Annotated in this window: 24 protein-coding genes; 8 read left to right on the plus strand and 16 right to left on the minus strand. The window is 70.8% G+C overall.

Features of this window, described 5'->3' with window-relative positions; all coding sequences use genetic code 11:
* Positions 1–48: 48 nt before the first annotated feature.
* Entirely contained in the window at positions 49–885 is an 837-nt protein-coding gene (locus ACFYY8_RS27430; protein ID WP_390045699.1) for an EamA family transporter, read from the plus strand.
* Between the two features lie 26 nt (positions 886–911).
* Here ACFYY8_RS27430 and ACFYY8_RS27435 read toward each other — a convergent pair whose 3' ends face one another.
* Positions 912–1,499 (minus strand): sigma-70 family RNA polymerase sigma factor, encoded by a 588-nt coding sequence (locus tag ACFYY8_RS27435; RefSeq protein ID WP_390045971.1) that lies wholly within the window; start codon positions 1,497–1,499, stop codon positions 912–914.
* 282 nt (positions 1,500–1,781) lie between these two features.
* On the opposite strand from ACFYY8_RS27435, the gene ACFYY8_RS27440 reads away from it, so the two are divergent.
* The gene (locus tag ACFYY8_RS27440; protein ID WP_362774096.1) at positions 1,782–2,858 is read left to right on the plus strand and encodes a PLP-dependent cysteine synthase family protein; all 1,077 of its coding nucleotides are present in this window, start codon (positions 1,782–1,784) and stop codon (positions 2,856–2,858) included.
* Positions 2,859–2,879: 21 nt separating this feature from the next.
* Here ACFYY8_RS27440 and ACFYY8_RS27445 read toward each other — a convergent pair whose 3' ends face one another.
* The gene (locus ACFYY8_RS27445; protein WP_390045704.1) at positions 2,880–3,902 is read right to left on the minus strand and encodes an ABC transporter substrate-binding protein; all 1,023 of its coding nucleotides are present in this window, start codon (positions 3,900–3,902) and stop codon (positions 2,880–2,882) included.
* 135 nt (positions 3,903–4,037) lie between these two features.
* Here ACFYY8_RS27445 and ACFYY8_RS27450 point away from each other — a divergent pair, with 135 nt between their 5' ends.
* Genes ACFYY8_RS27450 through ACFYY8_RS27460 form a run of 3 tightly spaced genes read left to right on the plus strand, consistent with a single transcriptional unit; the run spans position 4,038 to position 7,011 of the window.
* Complete coding sequence (locus tag ACFYY8_RS27450) at positions 4,038–5,093, plus strand: FecCD family ABC transporter permease (RefSeq protein ID WP_390045706.1); 1,056 nt, start codon at positions 4,038–4,040, stop codon at positions 5,091–5,093.
* Complete coding sequence (locus ACFYY8_RS27455) at positions 5,090–6,187, plus strand: FecCD family ABC transporter permease (protein WP_390045708.1); 1,098 nt, start codon at positions 5,090–5,092, stop codon at positions 6,185–6,187. The genes ACFYY8_RS27450 and ACFYY8_RS27455 overlap by 4 nt, the downstream gene beginning before the upstream one ends.
* On the plus strand, positions 6,184–7,011 hold the full coding sequence (locus ACFYY8_RS27460; protein ID WP_390045710.1) for an ABC transporter ATP-binding protein: 828 nt from the start codon (positions 6,184–6,186) through the stop codon (positions 7,009–7,011). The genes ACFYY8_RS27455 and ACFYY8_RS27460 overlap by 4 nt, the downstream gene beginning before the upstream one ends.
* 51 nt (positions 7,012–7,062) lie before the next feature.
* Here ACFYY8_RS27460 and ftsY read toward each other — a convergent pair whose 3' ends face one another.
* Both ftsY and smc read right to left on the minus strand, forming a co-directional pair.
* On the minus strand, positions 7,063–8,241 hold the full coding sequence (ftsY, locus tag ACFYY8_RS27465) for a signal recognition particle-docking protein FtsY (protein WP_390045712.1): 1,179 nt from the start codon (positions 8,239–8,241) through the stop codon (positions 7,063–7,065).
* Between the two features lie 396 nt (positions 8,242–8,637).
* Positions 8,638–12,315: a chromosome segregation protein SMC gene (gene smc, locus ACFYY8_RS27470; protein ID WP_390045714.1), complete on the minus strand. Its 3,678-nt coding sequence runs from the start codon at positions 12,313–12,315 to the stop codon at positions 8,638–8,640.
* A 126-nt stretch (positions 12,316–12,441) separates the two neighbouring features.
* Here smc and ACFYY8_RS27475 point away from each other — a divergent pair, with 126 nt between their 5' ends.
* Positions 12,442–13,224, plus strand: coding sequence for a hypothetical protein (locus ACFYY8_RS27475; protein ID WP_390045716.1), 783 nt, complete (start codon positions 12,442–12,444; stop codon positions 13,222–13,224).
* A 157-nt stretch (positions 13,225–13,381) separates the two neighbouring features.
* On the opposite strand, the gene ACFYY8_RS27480 is transcribed toward ACFYY8_RS27475, so the two are convergent.
* The 9 genes from ACFYY8_RS27480 to recG all read right to left on the minus strand — a co-directional run bounded on the left by ACFYY8_RS27480 (position 13,382) and on the right by recG (position 20,386).
* Complete coding sequence (locus ACFYY8_RS27480; RefSeq protein ID WP_184719995.1) at positions 13,382–13,576, minus strand: hypothetical protein; 195 nt, start codon at positions 13,574–13,576, stop codon at positions 13,382–13,384.
* A gap of 188 nt (positions 13,577–13,764) precedes the next feature.
* A complete protein-coding gene (locus ACFYY8_RS27485; protein WP_390045718.1) occupies positions 13,765–14,040 on the minus strand; it encodes an acylphosphatase in 276 nt (91 codons plus the stop codon).
* The gene (mutM, locus tag ACFYY8_RS27490; RefSeq protein WP_390045720.1) at positions 14,037–14,903 is read right to left on the minus strand and encodes a bifunctional DNA-formamidopyrimidine glycosylase/DNA-(apurinic or apyrimidinic site) lyase; all 867 of its coding nucleotides are present in this window, start codon (positions 14,901–14,903) and stop codon (positions 14,037–14,039) included. The genes ACFYY8_RS27485 and mutM overlap by 4 nt, the downstream gene beginning before the upstream one ends.
* Positions 14,904–14,939: 36 nt before the next feature.
* A complete protein-coding gene (rnc, locus tag ACFYY8_RS27495; protein ID WP_352010289.1) occupies positions 14,940–15,674 on the minus strand; it encodes a ribonuclease III in 735 nt (244 codons plus the stop codon).
* A 207-nt stretch (positions 15,675–15,881) separates the two neighbouring features.
* Entirely contained in the window at positions 15,882–16,061 is a 180-nt protein-coding gene (gene rpmF, locus ACFYY8_RS27500) for a 50S ribosomal protein L32 (protein ID WP_179824792.1), read from the minus strand.
* A gap of 1 nt (position 16,062) precedes the next feature.
* Positions 16,063–16,491, minus strand: coding sequence for a YceD family protein (locus ACFYY8_RS27505; protein ID WP_390045721.1), 429 nt, complete (start codon positions 16,489–16,491; stop codon positions 16,063–16,065).
* A gap of 192 nt (positions 16,492–16,683) precedes the next feature.
* Positions 16,684–17,160 (minus strand): pantetheine-phosphate adenylyltransferase, encoded by a 477-nt coding sequence (gene coaD, locus ACFYY8_RS27510; RefSeq protein ID WP_352007610.1) that lies wholly within the window; start codon positions 17,158–17,160, stop codon positions 16,684–16,686.
* Positions 17,161–17,176: 16 nt separating this feature from the next.
* A complete protein-coding gene (gene rsmD / locus ACFYY8_RS27515) occupies positions 17,177–17,746 on the minus strand; it encodes a 16S rRNA (guanine(966)-N(2))-methyltransferase RsmD (protein WP_390045722.1) in 570 nt (189 codons plus the stop codon).
* 468 nt (positions 17,747–18,214) lie between these two features.
* Positions 18,215–20,386: an ATP-dependent DNA helicase RecG gene (gene recG / locus ACFYY8_RS27520; RefSeq protein WP_390045724.1), complete on the minus strand. Its 2,172-nt coding sequence runs from the start codon at positions 20,384–20,386 to the stop codon at positions 18,215–18,217.
* 261 nt (positions 20,387–20,647) lie between these two features.
* Between recG and rpmB the strand changes: the two genes are divergently transcribed.
* Both rpmB and ACFYY8_RS27530 read left to right on the plus strand, forming a co-directional pair.
* Complete coding sequence (gene rpmB / locus ACFYY8_RS27525; protein ID WP_012894387.1) at positions 20,648–20,833, plus strand: 50S ribosomal protein L28; 186 nt, start codon at positions 20,648–20,650, stop codon at positions 20,831–20,833.
* A gap of 118 nt (positions 20,834–20,951) precedes the next feature.
* Positions 20,952–21,548, plus strand: a complete 597-nt coding sequence (locus ACFYY8_RS27530; RefSeq protein ID WP_390045726.1) for a hypothetical protein — start codon at positions 20,952–20,954, stop codon at positions 21,546–21,548.
* A 10-nt stretch (positions 21,549–21,558) separates the two neighbouring features.
* On the opposite strand, the gene thiD is transcribed toward ACFYY8_RS27530, so the two are convergent.
* The 3 genes from thiD to ACFYY8_RS27545 all read right to left on the minus strand — a co-directional run bounded on the left by thiD (position 21,559) and on the right by ACFYY8_RS27545 (position 24,522).
* Positions 21,559–22,362 (minus strand): bifunctional hydroxymethylpyrimidine kinase/phosphomethylpyrimidine kinase, encoded by an 804-nt coding sequence (gene thiD, locus ACFYY8_RS27535; protein ID WP_390045728.1) that lies wholly within the window; start codon positions 22,360–22,362, stop codon positions 21,559–21,561.
* 34 nt (positions 22,363–22,396) lie between these two features.
* Complete coding sequence (locus ACFYY8_RS27540; RefSeq protein WP_390045730.1) at positions 22,397–23,455, minus strand: hypothetical protein; 1,059 nt, start codon at positions 23,453–23,455, stop codon at positions 22,397–22,399.
* 98 nt (positions 23,456–23,553) lie between these two features.
* The gene (locus ACFYY8_RS27545; RefSeq protein WP_390045732.1) at positions 23,554–24,522 is read right to left on the minus strand and encodes a thiamine-phosphate kinase; all 969 of its coding nucleotides are present in this window, start codon (positions 24,520–24,522) and stop codon (positions 23,554–23,556) included.
* Positions 24,523–24,559 lie beyond the last annotated feature (37 nt).

Below are 24,559 nucleotides of genomic sequence, written 5' to 3' on the forward strand. Positions count from 1 at the left end.
ACCTCGTATATTGTTCTAACGGTGCAATCCATTGAACCGAGGTGAAGGATGATCGCGGTGGCGCTGGCCACACTCTGCGCCGTGGTCTACGGCACGGCCGACTTCTTCGGCGGCCTGGCCACCCGCAGGTCGCGGGTGATGGCGGTGGTCGTGCTCTCCCAGAGCGCCGGACTCGCCCTGGTGGTCGTGCTGATGCCGCTGCTGCCCGGCGCCCCGACGGCGGGCGCGTTCGCCTGGGGCATGGCGGCGGGCGTCTCCGGCGCCGCCGGACTGGTGCTCTTCTACCGGGCGCTGGCCACCGGCGTGATGTCCGTCGTCGCCCCGACCACCGCGACCACCTCCGCGGCCCTGCCCGTCCTGTACGGCCTGGCCACCGGGGAGCGGCCCGAGCCGCCGGCGCTCTGCGGTGTGGCACTGGCACTGGTCGCGGTGCTGCTGGTCAGCCGTGACCCCTCGCGGAGCGCGTCCGGGAACGGCCGCGGGCCGCTGGTGGCCGCACTGGTCGCGGGCGCGGGGTTCGGCGGCTTCTTCGTCCTGCTCGCGCAGTCGCCCGCCGAGACCGGGATGTGGCCGCTGTTCGGCGCGCGCCTCTCCTCGATCACCCTCATCGCCCTGCTGGCCCTGGCCACCGGCCGTACGCTGCGACCGGGCACGGGCGCGCTGCGGATCATCCTGGTGGCCGGGGTCCTCGACATGCTGGCCAACGTGCTGTTCATGTTCGCCCAGCAGCGCGGCATGCTGAGCCTCGTCGGCGTGCTGGTCTCCCTCTACCCGGCGAGCACGCTGGTGCTGGCCAGATACGTCCTGAAGGAGCGGCTCAACGTCGTGCAGATGACGGGCATCGGCTTCACCCTCGCGGCGGTCGCGCTGATCGCCGCGGGCTGAGGCTCGGACCGGGCGGGAGCCGCCGGTCAGGCGGCCTGGCGCTGCTCGGGCAGGCGGACGGCGCCCTCCTCGCGGGCGTAGTCCTCAAGCATCGCCCTGAGCTGACGGCGGCCACGGTGCAGCCGGGACATGACGGTGCCGATGGGCGTGCCCATGCGCTCGGCGATCTCCTTGTAGGCGAAGCCCTCGACGTCGGCCAGGTAGACCGCGACGCGGAAGTCCTCGGGCAGGGAGCGCAGCGCGTTCATCACGGCGCTGTCGGGCAGCTGTTCGAGTGCCTCGGTCTCGGCGGACTTCAGCCCGGAGGACATGTGGGACTCGGCGGCGGCGAGCTGCCAGTCCTCGATCTCCTCGGTCGCCGAGAGCTTGGGCGAACGCTGCTTCTTGCGGTACTCGTTGATGAAGTTGTTGGTGAGGATCCGGTGCAGCCACGCCTTGAGGTTGGTGCCCTCACGGAACTGGTGGTAAGAGGTGAACGCCTTGGCCACCGTCTCCTGCACGAGGTCCTCGGCGTCGGCGGAGTTGCGGGTCAAACGCATCGCGGACGCGTAGAGCTGGGTGGTGACCGGAACGACGTCGCGCTCGAACCAGTCCTGGCGCTGCTCTTCGGTCATCGTGATCACGTGTTCTTCCCCCTTGCACTGATTCCCCCCACCACCGTCCGGCACAGGCACGACACGCCCTTTCCGGCGGCTTGTCGAATGCTCGCAGGCGGCTCGTAAGCGGGCCGTTAAGAGCTCTTCCGCCTGGTCAGGAGGTTGGTCGTCGGCTGCTTCGAAGGCGGGTACGACACGCCCTACAGCCGGACAAGTCTCATTATCGTAACATCTCCCTCTGAAGATGGTAGAGGTTGTGTCCATCATCACATAACCCCAGCTCGCGCTACTTTTGGGTGCATGGAATACGTGGACAGGCATGACCCATATACCCGCTCCTGGGTGGCCGAGGCCATCCGTCACGTCGAGGCCGACGCCCATCGAAGCTGCGATACCCATCTCCACGTCTTCCCGCTTCCCACGCACTGGGGGGTAAACCTCTACCTCAAAGACGAGTCCGTCCACCCCACCGGTTCACTCAAGCACCGCCTGGCCCGATCCCTGTTCCTGTACGGCCTGGCCAACGGCTGGATCGGCCCCTCGACCACGGTCGTCGAGGCCTCCAGCGGCTCGACCGCGGTGAGCGAGGCCTATTTCGCCAGGCTGGTCGGCCTGCCGTTCGTCGCGGTGATGCCCGCCTCGACGTCCCCTGAGAAGATCGCCCTGATCGAGTTCTACGGCGGCAGGTGTCACCTCGTTCAGGACCCCGGGACGATCTACGAGGAGTCCCGCAGGGTCGCGGCCGAGACCGGCGGCCACTTCATGGACCAGTTCACCTACGCCGAGCGGGCCACCGACTGGCGCGGCAACAACAACATCGCCGAGAGCATCTTCCAGCAGATGGAGATGGAGCCCCACCCCGAGCCGACCTGGATCGTGGTCGGCGCCGGTACCGGCGGCACGTCCTCGACCATCGGCCGCTACATCCGCTACCGGCGGCACCAGACCAGGCTCGCGGTGGTCGACCCTGAGGGGTCCGCCTTCTACCCGGGCTGGTGCGCCGGCGACGACACCGTCACCGCCCCCGGCTCCCGCATCGAGGGCATCGGCCGCCCCCGGGTCGAACCGTCGTTCATGCCCACCGTGATCGACCGCATGATCCAGGTCCCGGACGCCCTGTCCATCGCGGCGATGCGCTGGGTCCGCGAGGTCACCGGCCGCGACGTCGGCGGCTCGACGGGCACCAACGTCGCGGCCGCCGTACGGATCCTGCGGGAGATGCGCCAGGCGGGCGAGCGGGGCAGCGTCGTCACCTTGATCTGCGACGGCGGCGAACGCTACCGCTGCACCTACGGCGACGACGCCTGGCTCGCCGAGCGCGGCCTGGACATCGCCCCCCACCTGGAGGAGCTGAGGTCCTTCCTGGCCGAACCCTGACGTCCCACCCGAAGGAGCCGCTCAGGAGGCCCGGGCGGGATCGACCCCGAAGACCTTCGCGACGTCGTCGAGGATGGCGTGGGCGCCCTGGATGCCGACCGCGCTCATCCAGACGACGTCGGCGACGTCGTGCTTGGCGCCCTTGAGCCTGCCCCAGAGCGGGTTGGCCTGGAACTCCTTCCTGATCGGCTCCGCCGCCGGGTCGGGGTAGGCCGCCACGAAGATGTGCTCGGCGTCGAGCTGGGAGATGTTCTCCTGGCTGATGTTCACCGCGATCGTCTCGGTCGTGGTCGGCTGGTCCTTCGGCCGGACGAAGCCGACGTCCTTCAGCACCAGCCCCGAGTAGGAGTTCTCCACGTACAGGCGCACGGTCGGCTCCCCGGCGAACCGGACGACCGAGACGGTCGGCATTCCGCCGTTCTTCTTGTCGATGGAGGCACCGAGCGCGGCGGCGCGGTCCTGGTAGTCCTTGAGCCTGGTCTCCGCCAGGTCCTCCCTGCCCAGGGCCCGCCCCATGAGCCTGAGGTTCTCCTTCCAGATCGCGCCGGTGGTCTCACTGAACACCGTCGGCGCGATCTTCGACAGCTTGTCGTACAGCGCCTCGTGCCGGACCTTCGCCGAGACGATCAGGTCGGGCTTGAGGGCGATGATCCGCTCCAGGCTCGGCTGTTCGAGCGTGCCGACGGAGACGGCGTCCTTGGCGTGCCCGAGGACCGGGGTCAGATAGTCGGGAAGCTTGTCGTCGATCGCCCGGTAGGTGGTGAACCCGACGACGTCGGTGTCCAGGGTGAGCACCGCGTCGACGAAGCTCTGGTCGAGGGTCACGACCCGCACCGGCTTGGCCGGGATCACGGTCTCGCCCATGGCGTGCTTCACGGTGCGGGGGAAGCCTTCCGCGTTCGCCGCCCCGGCCGAGGGGGCCGACCCCGTCCCGGCTTCCCCGGCGGGCTTCGCGGTGGTCGTCGTGCTTGTGCCGCAGGCGGCCAGCCCCGCCGACAGTACGGCCGTCGCCACCCCGAGCGCCACGGCGCGCAATGTTCTCATCAGGACTTCCTCCAAGGTAAGGCATGCCTAAATTAGATTAGGCATGCCTAAACTGTCATACTCGTTCGGAGCCCGACAATCGGGGTCCCGTTCCACGGGACGGTGTCCGGTCTCCGGCAGGCGAGAGGAGCGCGCGTGAGCACGACGGCGGTCATCGCGCGGCCCCCCTCCCCGAGGGGTGCTCTCGCGTCCCTGCGTACCCGCAGGTCGATCGTGGTCGCCGGGCTGTTCGCCCTGCTGCTGACCGCCGTCCTGCTGAGTCTCGCGGTCGGTGCGAAACCGGTCCCGCCCGGCGACGTGTGGCACGCCCTGACCGGCCCGTCGGGCACCGAGAACGACATCGTCGTGCGGTCGCTGCGCGTGCCCAGGACCGCCATCGGGATCATGGCCGGGATCGCCCTGGGCGTCGCGGGCGCCCTCATGCAGGGGCACACCCGCAACCCGCTGGCCGACCCCGGTCTGCTCGGCGTCACCCAGGGCGCGGCGTTCGCGATGGTGCTCGCCATCATGACGCTCGGCGTCACCGGCCTGTACGGCTACATCTGGTTCGGCCTGGCCGGAGCCCTCACCGCCAGCGCCGGAGTCTTCGCCCTCGGCATGGTCGGCGGACGGTCCGGCCCGACCCCGCTGACCCTGGCCCTGGCCGGCACGGCGGTCAGCTCCTTCCTCTACGCGCTCACCTCGGCCCTGGTCCTGATGGACGAGCAGGCGATGGACGTCTTCCGGTTCTGGCAGACCGGCTCGATCGCGGGCCGGGGCGCCGAGACCGTCACCCAGGTGCTGCCTTTCGTCGCCGTCGGGCTCCTGCTCGCCCTGATCAACGCCCCCGGCCTCAACGCGCTCGCCCTCGGCGAGGACGTGGCCAGGGCCCTGGGCCAGAACGTCACCCTGACCCGCGCCGTCGGCATCTGCGCGATCACGCTGCTCACCGGCGCCTCGGTCGCGGCCTGCGGCTCGCTGGCCTTCCTCGGCCTGATGGTCCCCCACCTGGCCCGCCCGCTCTCCGGCCCGGACCACCGGTGGCTGCTGCCGTACTCGGGGCTGATCGGCGCGGTGGCGCTGCTGCTCGCCGACGTGGCGGGACGGGTGGTCGCCCGGCCCGGCGAACTGGAGGCCGGAGTGGTGCTCGCCCTGCTCGGCGCGCCGTTCTTCGTCGCCCTGGTCCGCCGCAGGAAGCCGGTCCGCCTGTGAACCCCACCCCCGTGTACGGCGCGCGCCCCCGTGAGACGAGGGCACAGACGAGGGCGCTGCGGGCCGGTCCCGCCTCCTGGCCCCTGCGGCCACGCCCCGCCCTGACGGCGCTGGTCCTGCTGGCCGCCACGGTACTGCTGACCGGGCTCGGCATGCGGATCGGCGACATCCCGATGAGCCTGGCCGAGGTGGGCCGCGCCGTCGTGGGGGACGGCCCCGACCACCTCGTGGTGATGGAACTGCGGCTGCCCCGGGCGCTCACCGGCGTCCTCGTCGGCGCGGCGCTCGCCCTGGCCGGGGCGATCACCCAGGCCATCGCGCGTAACCCGCTGGCCAGCCCCGACATCCTCGGGGTGACGCCGGGCGCCAGTGTGAGCGTGGTCGCGGCCATCGTGGCCACGTCGAGCGCCGCGGGCGGGGCCGGCGGCATGCTGGCCTCGGTCGGGATTCCACTGCTCGCCCTGCTCGGCGGCGCGGCCGGGGCGCTGGCCGTCTACACGCTCGCCTGGCGCGGCGGCCTGGACGGCTACCGCCTGGTGCTCGTCGGCATCGGCGTCTCGGTGATGTGCGTCAACGTCAAGTACTGGCTGCTGACCATCGGCGACGTCAACGACAGCGGGCGCGCCATCGTCTGGATCACCGGCTCGCTGAACGGCAGGGGCTGGGAACACGTCGTCCCCGTCGCGGTGGCGCTGGCCGTACTGGTCCCGGCGGCCCTGGTCGGCGCTCGCTCGCTCGGCGCGCTGCGTTTCGGCGAGGAGACCGTCACCGGGCTCGGGGTGCGCCCCAACCTCACCAGGAGCCTGATGATCCTGGCCGCCGTACTGCTGGCCGCGCTCGCGACCGCCGCGGCGGGCCCCATCGTCTTCGTCGCGCTGGCCGCGCCACAGATCGCGTTGCGCCTGGCCGGAGCGGCCCAGCCTCCGCTCGTGGTGTCCGCGCTCACCGGTGCCGTCCTCACCAGCGCCTCCGACCTGGTCGCGCGGACCGCGTTCAGCCCCGTCGAACTTCCCGTCGGCGTGGTCACCGCGATCCTCGGCGCCCCCTATCTGATCTATCTCCTCGTCCGCGCGCGAAGAAAGGCACGACCTTGAGACTACGGGCCGTCGACGTCAAGCTCGGGTACGGCGACCGCGTCATCGTCGACGGGCTCGACCTCGGGATCGAGGCCGGGACGGTGACGACGATCATCGGCCCCAACGGATGCGGCAAGTCCACGCTGCTGCGCGCGCTGGGACGACTGCTGAAACCCTCCGGCGGTGAGGTGCTGCTGGACGGCAAACGCATCGACAGGATGCCGACCAGGGAGGTCGCGAAGATCCTGGGAGTGCTGCCGCAGGCTCCCACGGCCCCCGAGGGGCTGACCGTGGCCGATCTGGTGGCCAGGGGACGGCACCCGCACCAGACGTGGTACCGGCAGTGGTCCTCCGGCGACGAGACGGCCGTCAACGAGGCTCTGTCCATGACGGGCCTGCTCGACCTGGGCGAACGCCCGCTCGACGAGCTGTCCGGCGGGCAGCGCCAGCGCGCCTGGATCTCAATGGCCCTGGCCCAGGGCACCGACCTGCTGCTGCTCGACGAACCGACGACCTTCCTCGACCTGGCACACCAGATCGAGGTCCTCGAACTCGTCCGCCGCCTGCACGGGGAGCTCGGCCGCACGGTGGTGATGGTCCTGCACGACCTCAACCTCGCCGCCCGCTACACCGACCACCTGGTCGCCATGCGCTTGGGCAAGGTCGTCGCCGCCGGGCCCCCCGCCGAGGTCCTCACCGAGGAGTTGCTCGCGGAGGTCTTCGACCTGGCCGCCCGGGTCATCGAGGACCCTGTGACGGGCACCCCCATGGTCGTGCCCGTCGGGCCGCTGCCCTCCGCCGGGGACCGTGCCCGGCGCAACGGGGCTCTCCTTCGGGACTGACGTCCCCACCGGGACGCGGCGTCCACCGCGTCCCGGTTCCCGGTGGCTCTCTCAGTCGCCGAGCAGGGCGTCCACGAAGACCTCGGGGTCGAACGGAGCCAGGTCGTCCGGCCCCTCACCGAGGCCGACCAGCTTGACCGGCACTCCAAGTTCACGCTGGACGGAGATGATGATGCCGCCCTTGGCGGTGCCGTCGAGCTTGGTCAGGGCGATACCGGTGACGTCGACGACCTCGGCGAACACCTGGGCCTGGCGCATGCCGTTCTGACCCGTGGTCGCGTCCAGGACGAGCAGGACCTCGTCGACCGTCGCCTTCTTCTCGATGACCCGCTTGACCTTGCCCAGCTCGTCCATCAGACCGGTCTTGGTGTGCAGACGGCCCGCCGTGTCGACGATGACCACGTCCACCTTGTCCTCGATGCCCTTGGCCACGGCGTCGAAGGCCACCGAGGCCGGGTCGCCGGCCTCGGGGCCCCGCACGACCTCGGCGCCGACCCGGTCGCCCCAGGTCTGGAGCTGGTCGGCCGCGGCGGCGCGGAAGGTGTCTGCGGCGCCGAGCACGACCTTGTTGCCGTCACCGATGAGGGAACGCGCCAGCTTGCCGGTCGTCGTGGTCTTGCCGGTGCCGTTGACGCCGACGACGAGCACGACCGCGGGACGCTCCCCGTGCGGCTTGACGTGCAGGGTGCGGTCGGTGTCGGCGCCGATCTGGGTCAGCAGCTGCTCCTTGAGCAGCCCGCGCACCTCGGCGGGCGTCCTGCTGCCCAGCACCTTCACCTTGGTCCGCAGCTCCTCGACCATCGCCTGGGTCGGGGCGACGCCGACGTCCGCGGTGATCAGGGTCTCCTCGATCTCGTCCCAGGTGTCGTCGTCGAGACGGTCACGCGAGAGCAGGTCGAGCAGGCCTTTGCCGAAGGTGCTCTGGGACCGGGCGAGCCTGGCGCGCAGCCGTACCATGCGGCCCGCCGAGGGCGGCGGGATCTCGACGGCCGGGGGGACGACCATGGGCTCGGCGGGCTTGGCCGGCGGCGGAAGAGTGGTGGTCGCCGCGTCGTCGTCCTGTGCGGCCCCCACGGGAGGCGCCTCTTCCTCCCTGGGAACGGGCCGCACCTCGGGCGGCTCCACCGGAGGAGCCGACTTGCCCCGCGGCCTGAGCAACAGGAACATGCCGCCCGCCGCCAGCAGGGCGACAACGACGATGATCGCGATTATGCCGAGATAGCCTTCCACAAGAGCACAGTTTTCCAGACCCCCCGGAATGCTCCGACCCCCCGGGTCAAGTCACCCCCTCGTCGATCTTGACTACCCGCCCTCCCGCCCCCACGTGTGAGGGGTTTCAGCCGGGCGTCCCGACGCTGAGAGTGAAGGGTTTTGATCTTGGCTTTACCGGCGCCAAGCGCGAAGGGTTTGATCTTGGGGTTACCGGTGCCGTGCGTGAGGAGTGTCGGTTCGGGCGCGCCGACGCTTGGACTGAGGAGTGAGGGAGCGCAGCGGACGAACGACGAGGGAAAGCGTTGGCTCAAGGCGTCCGAACCCGCGACGCCGCCAGGCGGCGCAAAGAAACACAGCGAGAGAAAGCATCCGCTTTGGGGCGAAGCCCCCCGCGCCGCCGCAGGCGGCGCAAAGCTACACAGTTTCTCGAAGCCTTTGACTGATCACCTGGCTGACCCCGTCCCCCCGCATCGAGACCCCGTACAGCGCGTCGGCGATCTCCATCGTGCGTTTCTGGTGGGTGATGACGATGAGCTGTGACGCCTGCCGCAGTTCTTCGAACAGGGTCAGCAGCCGTTGGGTGTTGGTGTCGTCGAGCGCCGCCTCGACCTCGTCCATCACGTAGAACGGCGAGGGCCGCGCCTTGAAGATGGAGACGAGGAAGGCGACGGCGGTCAGCGACCGTTCCCCTCCGGACAGCAGCGACAGGCGCTTGACCTTCTTGCCCGGCGGTCTGGCCTCGACCTCGACGCCGGTGGTCAGCATGTCCTCCGGGTCGGTGAGCAGCAACCTGCCCTCACCGCCGGGGAAGACCCGCCCGAAGATCTGCTCGAACTCGCGGGCGACGTCGGCGTAGGCGGCGCCGAACACCTGCTCGACCCGCTCGTCCACCTCCTTGACGACGAGCAGCAGGTCACGCCTGGTCTTCTTGAGGTCCTCAAGCTGGGAGGTGAGGAAGGCGTGCCGTTCCTCAAGGGCGGCGAACTCCTCAAGGGCCAGCGGGTTGACCTTGCCGAGCTGCGCCATCTGCCGGTCGGCGGCCCTGGCCCGCTTCTCCTGTTCCTCACGCACATAGGGAACGGGGTCGCCGTCGACGGTCGGGACGGGTTCGGCCGGGCCGTACTCGGCGATGAGCGTGTCGGGTTCGACGCCGTACTCGTCGACGGCCTTGGCCTCCAGCTGTTCCAGGCGCAGGCGCCGTTCGGTTCTGGCGACCTCGCTGCCGTGCGCCCTGTTGATCAGCTTGTCCAGTTCGCCGGACAGTTCCCTGACGCGGAGCCTGATCGACTTGAGCGACTGGTCGATCTGCCCGCGTGCCTGTTCGGCCTCGTCGCGTTCCTCGGCCGCCACGGTGAGGGAGGTCTCCAGGCGGCCCAGGGTCAGCTCGGTGCCGCGGACCACGGCCTGGGCGACCAGTGCCTGCCTGCGCCGCCGTTCCCGCAGCTCGGCGGCCCTGGCGCGTTCCTCACGCTCCCGTTCCGCGGCGCGCAGCAGTTCGTCGGCTCGGCCCGCGAGGCCCTTGACCCGCTCCTCGGCCGTCCGTACGGCCAGCCGGGCCTCCATCTCCGTCTGTCTCGCCGAGGCGCAGATCTCCGCGAGTTCGTCGCGCATCTCGGTGGTCGGTTCGGGTTCGGCCTCCACCTCGGCGGTGGCGGCGGCGAGCCGTTCCTCGATCTCGGCGAGTCCTGCGGCGTCCCGGTCGCGGGCCTCCTCGGCGGCCCGTACGGCTCTGGCGAGCCGTTCGCACTCGGCGGCGGCGGCCTCGGCCGCGGCGCCGAGCTGGGCCAGTCGCCGCGCGGTCGCGGCGGCCCGCTGGTCGGCGTCGCGCTGCCTGGCCCTGATCTGGTCGAGAGCGGCCTGGGCGGCGTTCACCCCGGCCTGGGCGGTCTGCACGCCCGTCTGCGCCTCGCCCACGCCCGCCTGGGCGGTCTCGACGGCGAACTGCGCCTGTGTCTCGGCCTCGGCGGCCTCCTCCATGGCGACGCCCGCCTGTTCGGCGGCCTGCCTGGCCGTGGCCAGGTCCGCGACGGCCTCGTCGAGAGCGGCCCGCATCTGGAGGGCGGAGGTCGCGCCCGTCGAGCCTCCCCTTGCGGCGTAGGAGCCGACCAGGTCGCCGGAGCGGGTGACGGCCCGCAGCTCGGGCCACTGCTCGACGGCCTTCCTGGCGGTCTCCAGGTCGTCGACGACCAGCACGTCGGCCAGCAGGTGCGTGACGGCGGCCCGCAGCGCGTCGGGCACGGTGACCAGGTCCGCCGCCCACCGGCCGCCCGCGACGGGCATGTCGGCCCTCCTCGGGACCTGCCCGCCCGCGGCGACGAGCAGGGCCGCCCGGCCCCCGTCCTGGCGGCTGAGGAAGTCGATGGCGTCCGCGGCCGCCTGCAGCGACTCCACGGCCACCGCCTCGGCGTAGGCGCCGAGCACGGCGGCCACGGCCGTCTCCGCGCCGGGGCTGACGGTCAGCATGGTGGCCACCGGGCCGAGCACCCCGGCCAGGTCGGCGGCCAGCAACGCCGCGGCTCCGTCCGTGCCGCTCGCCAGGCTCAGCTGGAGCGCCTCGAACCTGGCTTCGAGCGCGGCGACCTGACGCTGGGCCTCCTGGTCGGCCTTGCGGGCGACACCGACGGCGGCCTTGGCCGAGGACAGGGCCGCGTTGGGGCCCGCGACGGAGGCCTTGGCCTCCTCGGCGACGGACTTGGCGTCCTCGACGGCCTGCCTTGCCTGTTCCACGGCCTCAAGGGCGATTTCCAGCTCTTCGGCGAGGGCGGGGTCGACCTCCGGTTCAGAGCGTTCCTGACCTTCGTGGTCGGCACGGGCGCGTTCGGCGCGCTGTTCGGCCTCTTCGAGGGAGAGCCTCAGCCGCCCGATCTCCTCCTCCGCCGCGCCCGCCCTGCTGTGCGCCGCGCCGGCCTGCCCTCTGAGCTTGGCCAGCCCTTCCCGCCGGTCCGCGACGGCCTTGGCCTCCGCGGCCAGGCGGCGGTCCTCGGTGGCGAGCGCAGCCTCGCTCTCCGAGCGTCCCGCGACGGCCTGTGCCAGGGTCTCCCGCTCCTGGTCGAGGAGTTCCTCAAGGACGCGTTCCTGCTCCTGGATCTCCTCGGCCTCGCGCTCGTAGTCCTCCGGGTCGCGTCCTCTGCGCTCGACCGTGGTGTCGGTCGCGTTGCGGTGCCGTTCCGCGGCCAGCCCGGCCAGGCCTCTGAGGCGCTCACGGAGGGACGACAGCCGGAAGTAGGTCTCCTGGGCGGCGGCCAGCCGCGGCTGCGCCTCGGCCTCGGCGGCCTCAAGCTCGGCCTCGGCGACTTGGCCCTGTTCCAGCTCGGTCTCCACCACCGTACGGCGGGCCAGCACGGCGGCCTCGTCTGCGGTCTCCCGCTCCAGGGTGACGCGCAGGGTGAGCACGTCGTCGGCGAGCAGCCTGAGCCTGGCGTCGCGCAGGTCGGCCTGGATGACCGCGGCCTTGCGGGCGATCTCCGCCTGGCGGCCGAGGGGCTTGAGCTGTCTGCGCAGCTCGGTGGTGAGGTCCTGGACCCGGGTCATGTTGGCCTGCATCGCGTCGAGCTTCCGCAGCGCCTTCTCCTTGCGCTTGCGGTGCTTCAGAACGCCCGCGGCCTCCTCGATGAAGGCCCTGCGGTCCTCCGGGCCCGCGTGCAGCACCTGGTCGAGCTGGCCCTGCCCGACGATGACGTGCATCTCACGGCCGATGCCCGAGTCGGACAGGAGTTCCTGGATGTCGAGCAGGCGGCAGGTGTCGCCGTTGATGGCGTACTCGCTCTGTCCCGCCCTGAACATCAGGCGGCTGATCGTGACCTCGGTGTAGTCGATGGGCAGCGCGCCGTCGGTGTTGTCGATGGTGAGCGTGACCTCGGCACGGCCGAGCGGGGCCCGTGAGGACGTCCCGGCGAAGATGACGTCCTCCATCTTGCCGCCGCGCAGCGACTTGGCGCTGTGCTCGCCCATCACCCAGGCCAGGGCGTCGACCACATTGGACTTGCCCGAGCCGTTCGGGCCGACGACGGCGGTGATGCCGGGTTCGAACCTGAGGGTGGTGGCCGAGGCGAAGGACTTGAACCCGCGCAGAGTCAGGGTTTTCAGATACATGTCACCCCTCGTCCGCCGCGTTCACCCGTGTTCACTCGCGCTTTCCCAAGCCGCCCTGTCGCTCTCGCCTGGGAAGACTACCGTTCTTCGCCCGCGCCCGCCTGTCCAGCGCCTAGGGTGCCCTGCATGGATGCGGAACGCGGCGAGGGCTCCCCGCACGGCGGGGACGGCCGTCTCAGACGGCGGGCTTTCCTGGTCGGCGGCGGGCTGGCCGCGCTCGGCCTGGGCGGTGCCGCGCTCGCGATCGGTCCGGACGGCTTCCGGAACGCCTACGCCCGGGTCGTCTGCGGAGACGTCCCCGATCCTCCCTCCGCCCGTCCTGGGGCCAGGCGGCTGAGCGAGGTCGAGGGCCGTACGGTGATCGTCTCGCTGCCGCCGCAGCCACGCGACCGGACCGCCGTCGTGATCATGTTTCCCGAGGGTACGGAGAACGCGCGCGCGTCGCTCGACCTCTGTTCCGCGGACCGTTACCTGGCGGCGAGCGGGGGGCGGTTCGCGGTCGCCGCGATCGACGACTGGCCCTCGGCCGACGTCGTGGGGACCGTGCTCCCGCATCTGGAGGCCCAGGGGTTCGACACCGGAAGGATCGGACTGCTCGGCTGGGCGGCGGGCGGGGCCGAGGCCCTCAGGCTGGCCGCGCAGCTGGGTTCCGGCCGGGTCGCCGCGGTGGCCGCGGCCTCACCCGCCGTCACGGCGGCGCGGGCTCCGCTGCGTGACCTGGTGGACATCCCGGTCTGGCTGGGCTGCGGCGAGCGCGACGACAGGGCTCCGCAGACGGAGACGATGCTGAAGGGGTTGAGGGCGCTCGGCGCGGCGACTGAGGGAGGGATCTCCTCGGGGTGCCAGGACACGGCGTACCGGGTCCGTGTGCTCCCCGAGCAGTTCGCCTTCTTCTCACGTCATCTGTGAGCGATCTCGTCGTACGGCGGTGCGCCGGGCGTACCGTGTGGTCCGCCCGCCGTACATGGGTCGTTCGCCGTGCGTGGCCCCGTACGTGACAGGGGGTCGGCATGGCAAGGGACGCCCCGGCGAGGCGCCCCTGGACAGTGGTGTTTCGTCCCGGTCTCTAAGTGAGAACCGGCTCACGATCCTGCAGGCGGGTGAACGCCTCGTCGCGGGTGCCGGCCGCGAGTTCGTCGTTCTGGGCCTGGAGCCGGGTGAGCTCTGCCTCCAGATCACGGATACGCTGCTGAAGACGGCGCATTTCCGAGACCATACGAGGGTCAGGACCGCCGACGTGGCCGAGTAGAGCCTTCGCCATGGTAAAGGGTCCTCCACGCTGAGTGACCAGACTGGTTCGCGCACTTCTTGCCGCGGGAGGGGTGCGCGTGGTTCTTATCAAGAGTCGCACCGGCGGAAGGGGCGGTCAAGTTGAACGCTCCGTGTGGATGCACCAGTGGGCACTCTCGACAGTAAAATATACCTTATTTTGGGCGGTTTAAGGAAGCATCAGCGCTCAACGAAACCGCCAAGATTTCTTTTGGCCTCGCTCCAGCGTTCCACGACCGCGTCAACCTTTCCCGGGGTCGCACCTGCCCTGAGCAGGGAAAGCAGGTTCTCGCACGCCTCACGGCCGCCCTCGGCGACGACCTCGACCCGGCCGTCCTCGGTGTTCCTCGCCCATCCGGAAAGTCCCAGCTCCAGCGCCCTGGCCCGCGTCCACCAGCGGAACCCGACCCCCTGGACACGCCCTCTGACCCAGGCGGTCAGCCGTACGGCCGTCATGCCGCCGTCCCCCTCGGGCGGGGCTGGCAGCGGGGGCAGCTGTAGGAGGAACGGTTCATGAACGACTCCCTGACGATCGGCGCGCCGCAGCGCGGGCAGGGCTCGTCCCGCCTGCCGTACACGGCCAGTGAGCGCTCGAAGTAGCCGCTCTCACCGTTGACGTCGACGTAGAGGCTGTCGAAGGACGTGCCGCCCTGTGCCAGGGCCTCGGTCATCACCTCGCGGGCCGCGCCGACCAGCTCGGAGACCTTCGGCCCGGTCAGCGCCCCGGTCGGCCTGGCGCCGTGCAGGCGGGCCCGCCAGAGCGCCTCGTCGGCGTAGATGTTGCCGACCCCGCTGATCAGTGACTGGTCCAGGAGCGCCCGCTTGATCTCGGTCCGCCGGGCGCGCAGGCGGCGGGCGAAGAGCGCCTCGTCGAAGTGCTCCTCGAACGGGTCCGCCGCGATGTGGGTGATCGGCTCGGGCACCTGCCTGCCACCGGCCTCGGCCAGCGGTGTCACCAGCACGTGCCCGAAGGTCCGCTGGTCGACGAAGCGCAGGTCGGGGCCGCCGTCGGCGAAGGTGATCCGGATCCGCAGGTGTTTCTCCTGGGCCGTGTCCGGTTCGACGACCAGCAGCTGGCCGCTCATGCCGAGATGGGCCAGGATCGCGTCCGTCCCGTCGAGGGGCAGCCAGAGGTACTTGCCCCTGCGTTCGGCGGTGCCGATCGTGCGCCCCTTGAGCTGGGCGGCGAACTCCTCGGCGCCGGGGACGTGCCTCCTGATCGCCCTCGGGTGCAGCACCTCGGCCCGCGCGACGACGCGTCCGCGGACCCAGCGTTCCAGGCCGCGCCGTACGACCTCGACCTCGGGCAGTTCGGGCATGCCCCCTCCTTCGGTTCGTGCCGTACGGCTCGCGGGTCAGCCGGCCTCGCGCTTGTCGCGGTCCTCACGGATGCGGGTCCAGGCGGTCTCGGCCGCCTGCTGCTCGGCCTCCTTCTTCGAACGGCCCGAGCCGGAGCCGTACTCCTCGCCGCCGACCCTGACGATCGCGGTGAAGGACTTGGCGTGGTCGGGGCCGCTCTCCTCCACGTGGTACTCGGGCACGCCGAGCGACTCGGAGGCGGTCAGCTCCTGCAGCGAGGTCTTCCAGTCGAGACCGGCGCCCAGCGAGGCGGAGCGGGTGATGAGCGGGTCGAACAGCAGGTGGACGACACGGAAGGCCTCGTCGAGGCCCTTGTCCACGTAGACCGAGCCGATCAGCGCCTCAAGGGTGTCGGCGAGGATCGAGGACTTGTCACGCCCCCCGGTGCCCTCCTCGCCCCTGCCGAGGCGCAGGAAACGCCCGAGGCCGAGGGTACGGGCGACGCCCGCGAGGGCGCGCATGTTGACCACCGCGGCCCTGAGCTTGGCCAGCTGCCCCTCGGGCAGGTCGGGGTGGTTGCGGTACAGGGTGTCGGTGACGACCAGGCCGAGCACGGAGTCCCCGAGGAACTCAAGGCGCTCGTTGGTCGGCAGGCCGCCGTTCTCGTAGGCGTAGGAACGGTGCGTCAGCGCCCGCTCCAGGATCGCCGCGTCCAGTCGCACGGAAAGGACCTTGTCGAGCTCGTCACTGACGACCTCGACGGCTACCGGCTTGACACTGCTCATCCCCATGGTTTCTCCTCGCACGCTTGCGGTGAAATGCGCGATGGCGAGGAAGGGAATGAGAGATGCCCGAAGATGTGGTGGGCGCCGGGAGGGTACGCGTCACCGCGTAACCCGGCGTCCACCACAGCCGCGGGCCGACCGCCATCGCATGTGGATCGCGAACGGTGGCACCGGCCGGAGAGACCCGGCCGGTGTCCGTCGGTCAGACTGCGATCAGGCGGAGGGCTCGATCACCTGACGGCGGTTGTAGGTGCCGCAGGAGGGGCACGCCACGTGCGGACGCTTCGGCGAGCGGCACTGGGGGCAGCTCACGAGCGAGACCGCGGCGGCCTTCCACTGCGACCTGCGGGAGCGAGTGTTGCTCCGCGACATCTTGCGCTTGGGGACAGCCACGTCAGCTCTCCTGATCGTTGTTATGTTCTGGAACCAGACCCTGCAGCTTGGCCCAGCGGGCGTCGACAACCTCGTGTCCGTGATCAGGCTCGGTGTCGGCCAGCCTGATCCCGCACTCCGAGCAGAGCCCGGAGCAGTCTTCGCTGCAGACCGGACTCAACGGCAGTGTGAGCACCACCGCGTCGCGGAACGCAGGTTCGAGGTCGAGCAGCTCCCCGTCGAGAAGCGAGTCGTCCTCGGCGGCATCCTCCGCCGAGTAGAAGAACAGCTCCTGGAAGCTCACCTCGGTCTCCGAGACGATCTCCTCCAGACAGCGTGCGCACTCCCCCCGCAGCGGGGCCTGCGCCGTGCCCGTGACGAGCACACCTTCCATGACCGCTTCAAGCCGGATGTCCAGCTCGACGTCGGTGTCCCTGGGGACACCGATCATGTCAACACCGATGTTCGCCGGCGCCGGGAGCGTGAGACTCATCCGAAGCATCGCCCCCGGTCTCCGCCCCAGGTCATGGGTGGAGATCACCCACGGGGCGCGGGGGTCAAGGCTGTGCGGAGTCATTCCACTCTCATCAGGCATGGCGAATCAACGCCGTCGTGCAAGGCAGAAACAAGAGGATACCAGGGGTCAGCCCCTGAGCCGTTCGACCAGGAGTTCCTGGACGAGATCGGGTACCAGACCGGCCACGCTCCCGCCGTAGCGGACGATCTCCTTGATGCGACTCGACGACAGGAACGACACCTCGGGACCGGTGGCCATGAACAGCGTCTCGACCCCGGACATCCGGTAGTTGAGCTGGGCCATCTGCAACTCGTAGTCGAAGTCGCTGATCGCCCGCAGACCCTTGACGATGGCCGGGATCTGCTGCTGCTTGCAGTAGTCCACCAGCAGACCGTGGAACTTGTCCACGCGCACGTTGCCGTACTCCTTGGTCACGTTCTGGAGCATCTCGATGCGCTCCTCGACCGTGAACAGGCTCTTCTTCTCGATGTTGATCAGGACGGCGACCACGACCTCGTCGTACTGCCGGCAGGCCCGGCCGATGATGTCCAGATGGCCGTTGGTAACGGGATCAAACGATCCCGGACAGACAACGCGACGCAAGGCGAAACCCCCTGCCCTATGGATTCCCGGCGGCGCGACCGTACCAAACGGCCGCTTCCCCGTAACGACGGACCCTGTCCTCCTCGTACCCTTCGGGCCACACCAGGTCTGTGCCCCGGCTCTCGCGCTCCACGACCACCAGGGCGTCCCGTTCCAGCCAGCCACCGTCTCTCAGCTGCCCGAGGACGGCGTCGACCGCCTCGGCGCCCAGTGTGTACGGCGGGTCGGCGAACACCAGGTCGTACGGCTGCGCCGTTCCCCGTTCGAGCACCCGCTCGACGCGGTCGGCGGCCAGTTCCACACCGGGCAGCCCGAGGGAGGCGATGTTGGCCCTGATCGTCCTGATCGCCTTGGCGTCCGACTCGACGAGCAGGGCGTGCTCCGCGCCCCGGGACAGCGCCTCAAGCCCGAGGGCCCCCGACCCCGAGTAGAGGTCGAGCACCCGGGCGCCGTCCAGGGGGCCGAACAACGACCCGACGGTTGCGAAGATCCCCTCCCTGGCCCGGTCGCTCGTGGGACGGGTCCCCCGCCCCGGCGGCACGGCCAGCCGTCGTCCTCCTGCGCTTCCCGCGATGACTCGACTCACCGGCCCATTGTCCCAGCGGCGGCGCGGACCGCGGCCCGGCGTGTCGCGACGCATCACATAACCGCAGGTCAAAAGGGTTCGGGTAGGTGATCTAGGTCAAGAGTGGGCAAGGAGTGGCGACGAAAGCGCAAGGGTCGTTCCCCCGGGTCGCGACTGCTTGCATGATGAGTCCTGCGGCCTTCGGCGACCCAGGAGAAGGCCGACCGGCGTGATCGTGAGCCCTTCCGCACGCCGGTGCTCTCGGCACCTGACCCGAGGGCGGGCCCAGGCGGGGACGGCATTCGGGGGGAGGCCGTCCCCGCCTTCGGGCGTCTTCCGACCTTTCCGCCTGCTTCGTCCCAGCCTCTCCCTGCCTGCCCCAAGGGCCTTCCCTGCCCGTTTCGGGCTCCTCCGCCCGCCCCGGGCCCTCCCCGGTCCCTCGGCGGGCGCCAAGGGCCCTGGACGCTCAAGGGCCGTCTCCCGGCGGTCTCAGGTCTTCTCCAGATATTCGGCGCGCTCGTCGGTCAGCAGTCTGTCGATCTCCATGCGCAGCATCGGGTGCCCCGACAGCTCCGGATCGCTCTCCAGCACACCCTCGGCGTCGAGGCGGGCCGAGTGGATGACCTCCTCGTCCCGCAGGAGCTGCAGCAGCTTCAGCGACGACCTGCGGCCCGACTGCGCGACGCCCAGCACGTCGCCCTCACGGCGCTGTTCGAGGTCGACCCGGGACAGCTCGAAGCCGTCGAGGGTCGTGGCCACCGCGTCGAGCCGCTGCCTGGCCGGGGTACCGCCGGGGGCGTCGGTCACCAGCAGGCACAACCCGGGCAGCCCGCCCCGGCCGACCCGGCCGCGCAGCTGGTGGAGCTGGGAGACGCCGAACCGGTCGGCGTCCATGATGACCATGACGGAGGAGTTGGGCACGTCGACGCCGACCTCGATGACCGTGGTGGCCACCAGGACGTCCGTCTCGCCGCGGCTGAAGGCCCGCATCACGGCGTCCTTCTCCTCCGGGGGCAGCTTGCCGTGCAGCACCGCCGTACGCAGGCCGTGCAGCGGGCCCTGGGAGAGGGTCTCGGCCACGTCGAGCACCGCGAGCGGGGGGCGGCGCTCGTCGTCGTCCTTGGACAGGTCGCCCTCGTCGCCCTCGAGGTCGCCGATGCGCGGGCAGACGATGTAGGCCTGCCGCCCCAGCTCGACCTCCTCGCGCAGCCTGCCCCAGGCCCGGTCGAGGAAGTGCGGCTTCTCCGCGGCGGGGACCACGTGCGTGGTGATCGGCGCGCGCCCCGAGGGGAGCTGGGAGAGCGTGGAGACCGTCAGGTCTCCGAATACGGTCATGGCGACCGTGCGCGGGATCGGGGTCGCGGTCATGACCAGCACGTGGGGACGGCCTCCCCCGGCCTTCTCCCTGAGCGCGTCGCGCTGCTCGACTCCGAAGCGGTGCTGCTCGTCGACCACGACCAGCCCCAGGTCGGCGAACTGCACGCGCTCCTGCAGGACCGCGTGGGTGCCGACGACGATCCCGGCCGCGCCCGAGGCCGCGTCGAGCATGGCCGTGCGGCGGGCGGCCGCGCCGAGTGAACCGGTCAGCAGGGCCACCGCCGTACCGCCGAACATGCCGCCCGTTGCCAGGTCGCCGAGCATGGCCGTGATCGACCTGTGGTGCTGCTGGGCGAGCACCTCCGTCGGGGCGAGCAGTACGGCCTGGCCTCCGGCGTCGACCACCTGGAGCATGGCGCGCAGCGCGACGACGGTCTTGCCCGCGCCGACCTCGCCCTGCAGGAGCCTGTGCATGGGGTGGGCCAGGGCCAGGTCGGCGGCGATCTCCTCGCCCACGCTCCGCTGCCCCTCGGTGAGCTGGAACGGCAGGCGCGCGTCGAAGTCGGCCAGCAGCCCGTCCGCGCGGGCGGGCCTGGGGGCGGCGGGCCAGGAGGCCGCGGCCGCGCGGCGCTGCAGCAGCACCGCCTGGAGCAGGAAGGCCTCGTCGTACTTCAGCCGCTTGCGCGCCCTGGAGACGTCGGCGTGGTCGCGGGGCCGGTGGACGGCCGTGAGCGCCTCGGCCAGCCCGGGGAGCTCGCGTCTGCTCCGGAGGTCGGCGGGGAGCGGGTCTTCGAGGGGCTCCAGGGTGTCGAGCAGGACGCCGAGCGCCCTGCGGATCGCCCAGGGGGTCACGTCCTTGCCCGCCGGATAGATCGGCACCAGCGCGGCGGCGAACCTCTCGGCGCCCTCCTGGCTCTCGTCGAACATCTCGAACTCGGGGTGGGAGAGCTGCCACCTGCGTTTGTCGCCCTGGCCGAACGCGCCGACCTTGCCCGCGAACATGCCCCTGACACCGGGCCGCAGCCGTGTCTCCGCGATGTGGGAGGCCCTGCCGAAGAAGGACAGGTAGATCCTGCCCCGGCGGCCGTCGACGATCTCGACCTCCAGCCAGGTGCCGCCCTTGTTGCGCATCGGCCTGCGCATGGCCCTGGTGACCTCGCCGACGACCGTGACGTGCTCGTCGGGCTGAAGGTCCTCGAAGTCGGTCAGCTCACCGCGCTCGGCGTAGCGGCGGGGGTAGTGCCGCAGCAGGTCGCCCACGGTGCGCAGGTCGAGGACGCTCTCCAGCAGCTTGGCGGTCTTGGGGTCAAGCGCCTTGGTCAGCGGCTCGTCGAAGCTCGTCACCCCAGAGTTTCTACCGTGTCCGTGCGACAGAATCGCCTCGACACCACGCGGGCGGGCCCGGCACGGCCGTCCGGCGCCCCCCGGGAATGCGCTACCGTTGACCCTTGGGACTATCCCCGTTCGGCCAGTCATGGCGGTCCGTGTTGTCATGTGAGGCCGGGCGTCGGGTATTCTCGTCTGGCCAGCCGGTCGTCCCGGCACGCCCGATGACCGCCGCCGACGCGGCGGATCGAGCCTCTCGACTGATCTAAGGAGCGAACCGTGGCTTCCGTCTGCGATGTTTGCGCTAAGAAGCCGACCTTCGGCAACAACGTCTCCCACTCGCACCGCCGCACCCGCCGCCGCTGGAACCCGAACATCCAGCCCGTGCGCGCAGTGGTGAACGGCACGCCGAAGCGGCTGAACGTTTGCACCTCCTGCATCAAGGCCGGCAAGGTCACCCGCTAGCCAGACGCACACGCGGCCCGGCGCCCCCCTCGTGGGGCGCCGGGCCGCGTCGTGTTGCCAGGAGCCTTTTCTGGACATCTCCCCTGAATCATCATCTTGACTGGTTACTGTCGGACGAGTGAGCACCCCACCCGCACCACTCAGGCTGAGCGCCGGCGCGAGCACGGGCTCCAAGATCACCCTGTCGGTCCTCGCCCTCCCCTTCACGGCGCTTCCGCTGTTCGCGATCCTCATGGTGCGTGACCAGCACGTTTCCTATCCTCCGGACTACTCTCCGTTCCGGATCGAGTACGCGGTCCTGCTGGTCTTCGTGCTGGTCGCGACGGTCTTCCTGGGTGGCCTCGTCGCCGCCTTCCGTTTCAGGGCGACCCTCGCCGGAAGCGTGCTCGAGGTCCGGCGCACGTTCAGGACCCGCCAGGCGAACCTCGCCACGGCCCGCGTCCGGCTCGGCTCCACCCCCGAGTACGCGGGAAGCGGCGAACACAGGCACCAGACCGGGCGAAACATCCCCCATCTGATCGCCCAGGACCAGGGCGGCCCCAAGGTACGGCTCCACCTGCGCGCCCCGAACGGTTACCTTCCACCGCACGAGCTCATCGCCCTGGCCGACGCCGTCGAGTCGGGCCACCGGCACGGCCAGGAGGCGGAACAGGCGTCCAGGACCGCCGAGGTCCTCCGCCGCCTGGGCACCGACCCCGTCGCCGGGCTCCTGTGACCCCGGACGGTCAGCGCCAGCGCCAGGCGTGGTCCACGGGACCTATGCCCGCGCCGAGGGCGAAACCGTGGGCGATGGCCCCGGTGACGTACGCCTTGGCCTTCTCAACGGCGGCGGGGACGTCCTCGCCGAGCGCCAGGTAGGAGGCGACGGCCGAGGCCAGGGTGCAGCCGGTGCCGTGGGTGTGGCGGTTGTCGTGACGTTCGGCGTGGAAGCGGAACTCACGGGTGCCGTCGGTGAGCAGGTCGACCGGCTCTCCCGGCAGGTGACCGCCCTTGATCAGCGCCCAGGCCGGGCCCAGCGCGAGGACGGCGTCGGCGGCCTCGCGCATGTCCCGGTCGTCCTCGACCTTGACGCCGGTGAGCTGCGCGACCTCCCAGAGGTTGGGGGTCACGACGGTCGCGACCGGCAGCAGCCGTGTCTTGACGGTCTCGACCGCCTCGGGCGCGAGCAGCGTGTCCCCGTGCTTGGAGACCCCGACCGGGTCGACCACGACCGGCGCCCCCGCCCCGGCGAGCACCTCGGCGACCGTCTCGACCAGTACCGGCGAGGCCAGCATCCCGGTCTTGATCGCCTGCGCGCCGATGTCGCCGAGCACCGAGTCGAGCTGGGCACGGACCGCCTCCGCGGGCAGCTCCCAGTAGCCCTGGACGCCCAGCGAGTTCTGGGCGGTCACCGCGGCGATGACGCTCATGCCGTGGACGCCGAGGGCCAGCATCGTCTTCAGGTCGGCCTGGATGCCCGCGCCGCCGCCGGAGTCGGATCCGGCGACGGTCAGCACGCGGGGAGGGGCTGAATCGGTCATGAGCCCCATCCAACCAGCTCTCGGGCATGCCCGCCGTACCGGATCAGACGACGACGCAGTCAGCCTGGGGGCTCTGGCAGGTCTTGGGGGTGCTCGACTGGCCGTCCGCGCTGAAGGTGACGACCAGGTTCTCTCCCGGGTCCAGGTTCTGCGCCGAGTCGAGGACGAGGATTCCGTCCTCCTGCTTCCAGTCGGCGCCGTGCAGCGAGGTGATCTCACCGCCGACCGGCATCTTCAGCGTCAGGCCGTCGAGCTTGCCGTCCGCGGCGATGACGAGCTGGGCGGTGTAGGCCTGGGCCTTCTCCTTGACCAGGCCGAAGCCGACGGTGACCCCGGAGGCGGGGGCGGTCGGGGCGGGAGCCGGGGTCGCGGAGGTTTCGGGGACGCCCGGCGTCTCGCTGGGCGTGTGCGGCCGTTCGCCGGTGACGAGTGCCTCCCCGGTCGGTTCCGGTGTGGGCTCGGGGTCCTCGCTCGGCTGCGCCTGCTCGGTGCGGCGCGGGGTGTGCCCGGTCTTCGGGGTCGGGCGCGCCTTCGCCTCGGGGGTACGGTCCGCGCGGTGCGGAGTGGCGACGGGCGCCGGGGTCCGCGGGGTCCGCGTCTCCGTCCCGCCGGGCTCGTCCGTCGGCGCGGGGCCGGTCGGCTCCTCCGCGGGCTCCTCCGTCTCCTCTCCCGGTGGCGTGGGGTCCTCGGAGTCGGTGAGAGAGTCCTCGGGGGCGAGCCGTTCCGAGGGGGCGGCCGCGCAACCGCCGGGCGGGCAGGCGGTGGTCGAGTCGGCGGGGCCGCTGGTCAGCTGGATGGCCGCGGCGCTTCCGCCGAGGACGGCGACCACCGCGACCGCGGTGAGCAGCATCGTCCTGACACGCCGTCTCGGTTTGCGCTCCTCCCCCGGCCAGACGGGCTCGGACAGCTCGGTCGTGGCCGACCAGCCCGATCCGAGGAACCCCTTGGCGGGTTCGGTGATCGCGGACTCCTCTGGACGGAGCCTGCGCCCGATCGATTCGTCATTGGTCCCGGACTGTTGGGGGGGCTCCGGAGCTGACTCCGGCTCACGTTTCCCCCGGTTGCGGGGGACGTCTTCCCCATGTCCACCATGGCGGCCCATGTCGCCCCTTCCTCTAGGGAATCTCGGCCGCCAAACTTCATACCATTTCAATAACCGTTTGTCGCAATTTTCACGAATGTCACAGGAAGTGGGAAAATTCACTCCCTGAAGTGATCCCACCCCTCGTAGGCCATCGAACGACCGCTGACCTGCACGTCTCCGCCTCCCTCGACGCCCGCCTCGACCCGGCCGACCACGGCCCACTCCGGCGGCAGCCGTACGCTCTGAGGGAACGTCGCCGCGAGGGCGTGATCGTCCCCGCCGGACAGGATCCACCCGAGCGGGTCCGTCCCGAGCCGCCCGGCGGCCTCCTCAAGGGGCTCGGGGATCACGAAGGCCTCCGGCAGGAGCACGATCCCCACCTCGCTCGCCCCGGCGACGTGACCGAGGTCCTGGAGCAGCCCGTCGCTGACGTCGAGCATCGAGGTGGCGCCGAGCGCGGCCGCGCGGGGACCACAGGCGTACGGAGGCGCGGGGCGGCGATGGGCGTCGAGCAGTTCGGCGGGGCCCGTCTCACCGGCGGCGAGCAGCGCGAGCCCTGCCGCGGCGTGACCGAGCCGTCCGGCGACCGCGACCACGTCGCCGGGACGCGCGCCCGAGCGGGTGACCGGGGCGCGCCCGCCGAGGTCTCCCAGCGCGGTCACCCCGAGCACGACCAGGTCGCAGCGGGTGACGTCGCCGCCGACCACGCTCGCGCCGACCAGGTCGCACTCGTCACGGAAACCGTCGGTGAGGTCGTCGAGCCAGCCCGTGGCGGCGTCGGCGGGCAGGCCGAGACCGACCACGATGCCGGTGGGGTCGGCCCCCATGGCAACAATGTCTGAAAGATTCTGAGCCGCAGCTTTACGCCCGATGTCGTAGCCACTGGACCAATCGCGACGGAAATGCCTACCCTCGATCAGTAAGTCTGTCGTCACGACGACCCGTCCGTCAGGAGACCTCACCATCGCGGCGTCGTCCCCGGGACCGAGAAGCACGGTCCCACCCTGTGGCAAGCGTTCGGCTATACGTGCGACAACTCCGAATTCGCCGAGATCTCCGACTGTGATGACACACCTCCCGTTCATCACAGGGTACGGTGGCCCTTCGGCACTGATCCAATCG

It is taken from the genome of Streptosporangium sp. NPDC001559 (genome assembly GCF_042893955.1).
GTDB lineage: Bacteria > Actinomycetota > Actinomycetes > Streptosporangiales > Streptosporangiaceae > Streptosporangium.

Excerpts from the sequence above, each read along its gene's own strand:
- ACFYY8_RS27540 (WP_390045730.1), bottom strand. The coding sequence starts at position 23,455 with ATGGGCCGCCATGGTGGACATGGGGAAGACGTCCCCCGCAACCGGGGG.
- ACFYY8_RS27485 (WP_390045718.1), bottom strand. The coding sequence starts at position 14,040 with ATGACGGCCGTACGGCTGACCGCCTGGGTCAGAGGGCGTGTCCAGGGG.
- ACFYY8_RS27440 (WP_362774096.1), top strand. The coding sequence starts at position 1,782 with ATGGAATACGTGGACAGGCATGACCCATATACCCGCTCCTGGGTGGCC.
- smc (WP_390045714.1), bottom strand. The coding sequence starts at position 12,315 with ATGTATCTGAAAACCCTGACTCTGCGCGGGTTCAAGTCCTTCGCCTCG.
- ACFYY8_RS27430 (WP_390045699.1), top strand. The coding sequence starts at position 49 with ATGATCGCGGTGGCGCTGGCCACACTCTGCGCCGTGGTCTACGGCACG.
- thiD (WP_390045728.1), bottom strand. The coding sequence starts at position 22,362 with ATGGGGCTCATGACCGATTCAGCCCCTCCCCGCGTGCTGACCGTCGCC.
- ACFYY8_RS27435 (WP_390045971.1), bottom strand. The coding sequence starts at position 1,499 with ATGACCGAAGAGCAGCGCCAGGACTGGTTCGAGCGCGACGTCGTTCCG.
- mutM (WP_390045720.1), bottom strand. The coding sequence starts at position 14,903 with ATGCCCGAACTGCCCGAGGTCGAGGTCGTACGGCGCGGCCTGGAACGC.
- ACFYY8_RS27475 (WP_390045716.1), top strand. The coding sequence starts at position 12,442 with ATGGATGCGGAACGCGGCGAGGGCTCCCCGCACGGCGGGGACGGCCGT.
- ACFYY8_RS27545 (WP_390045732.1), bottom strand. The coding sequence starts at position 24,522 with ATGAACGGGAGGTGTGTCATCACAGTCGGAGATCTCGGCGAATTCGGA.
- rnc (WP_352010289.1), bottom strand. The coding sequence starts at position 15,674 with ATGGGGATGAGCAGTGTCAAGCCGGTAGCCGTCGAGGTCGTCAGTGAC.
- ACFYY8_RS27480 (WP_184719995.1), bottom strand. The coding sequence starts at position 13,576 with ATGGCGAAGGCTCTACTCGGCCACGTCGGCGGTCCTGACCCTCGTATG.
- ACFYY8_RS27505 (WP_390045721.1), bottom strand. The coding sequence starts at position 16,491 with ATGATCGGTGTCCCCAGGGACACCGACGTCGAGCTGGACATCCGGCTT.
- ACFYY8_RS27445 (WP_390045704.1), bottom strand. The coding sequence starts at position 3,902 with ATGAGAACATTGCGCGCCGTGGCGCTCGGGGTGGCGACGGCCGTACTG.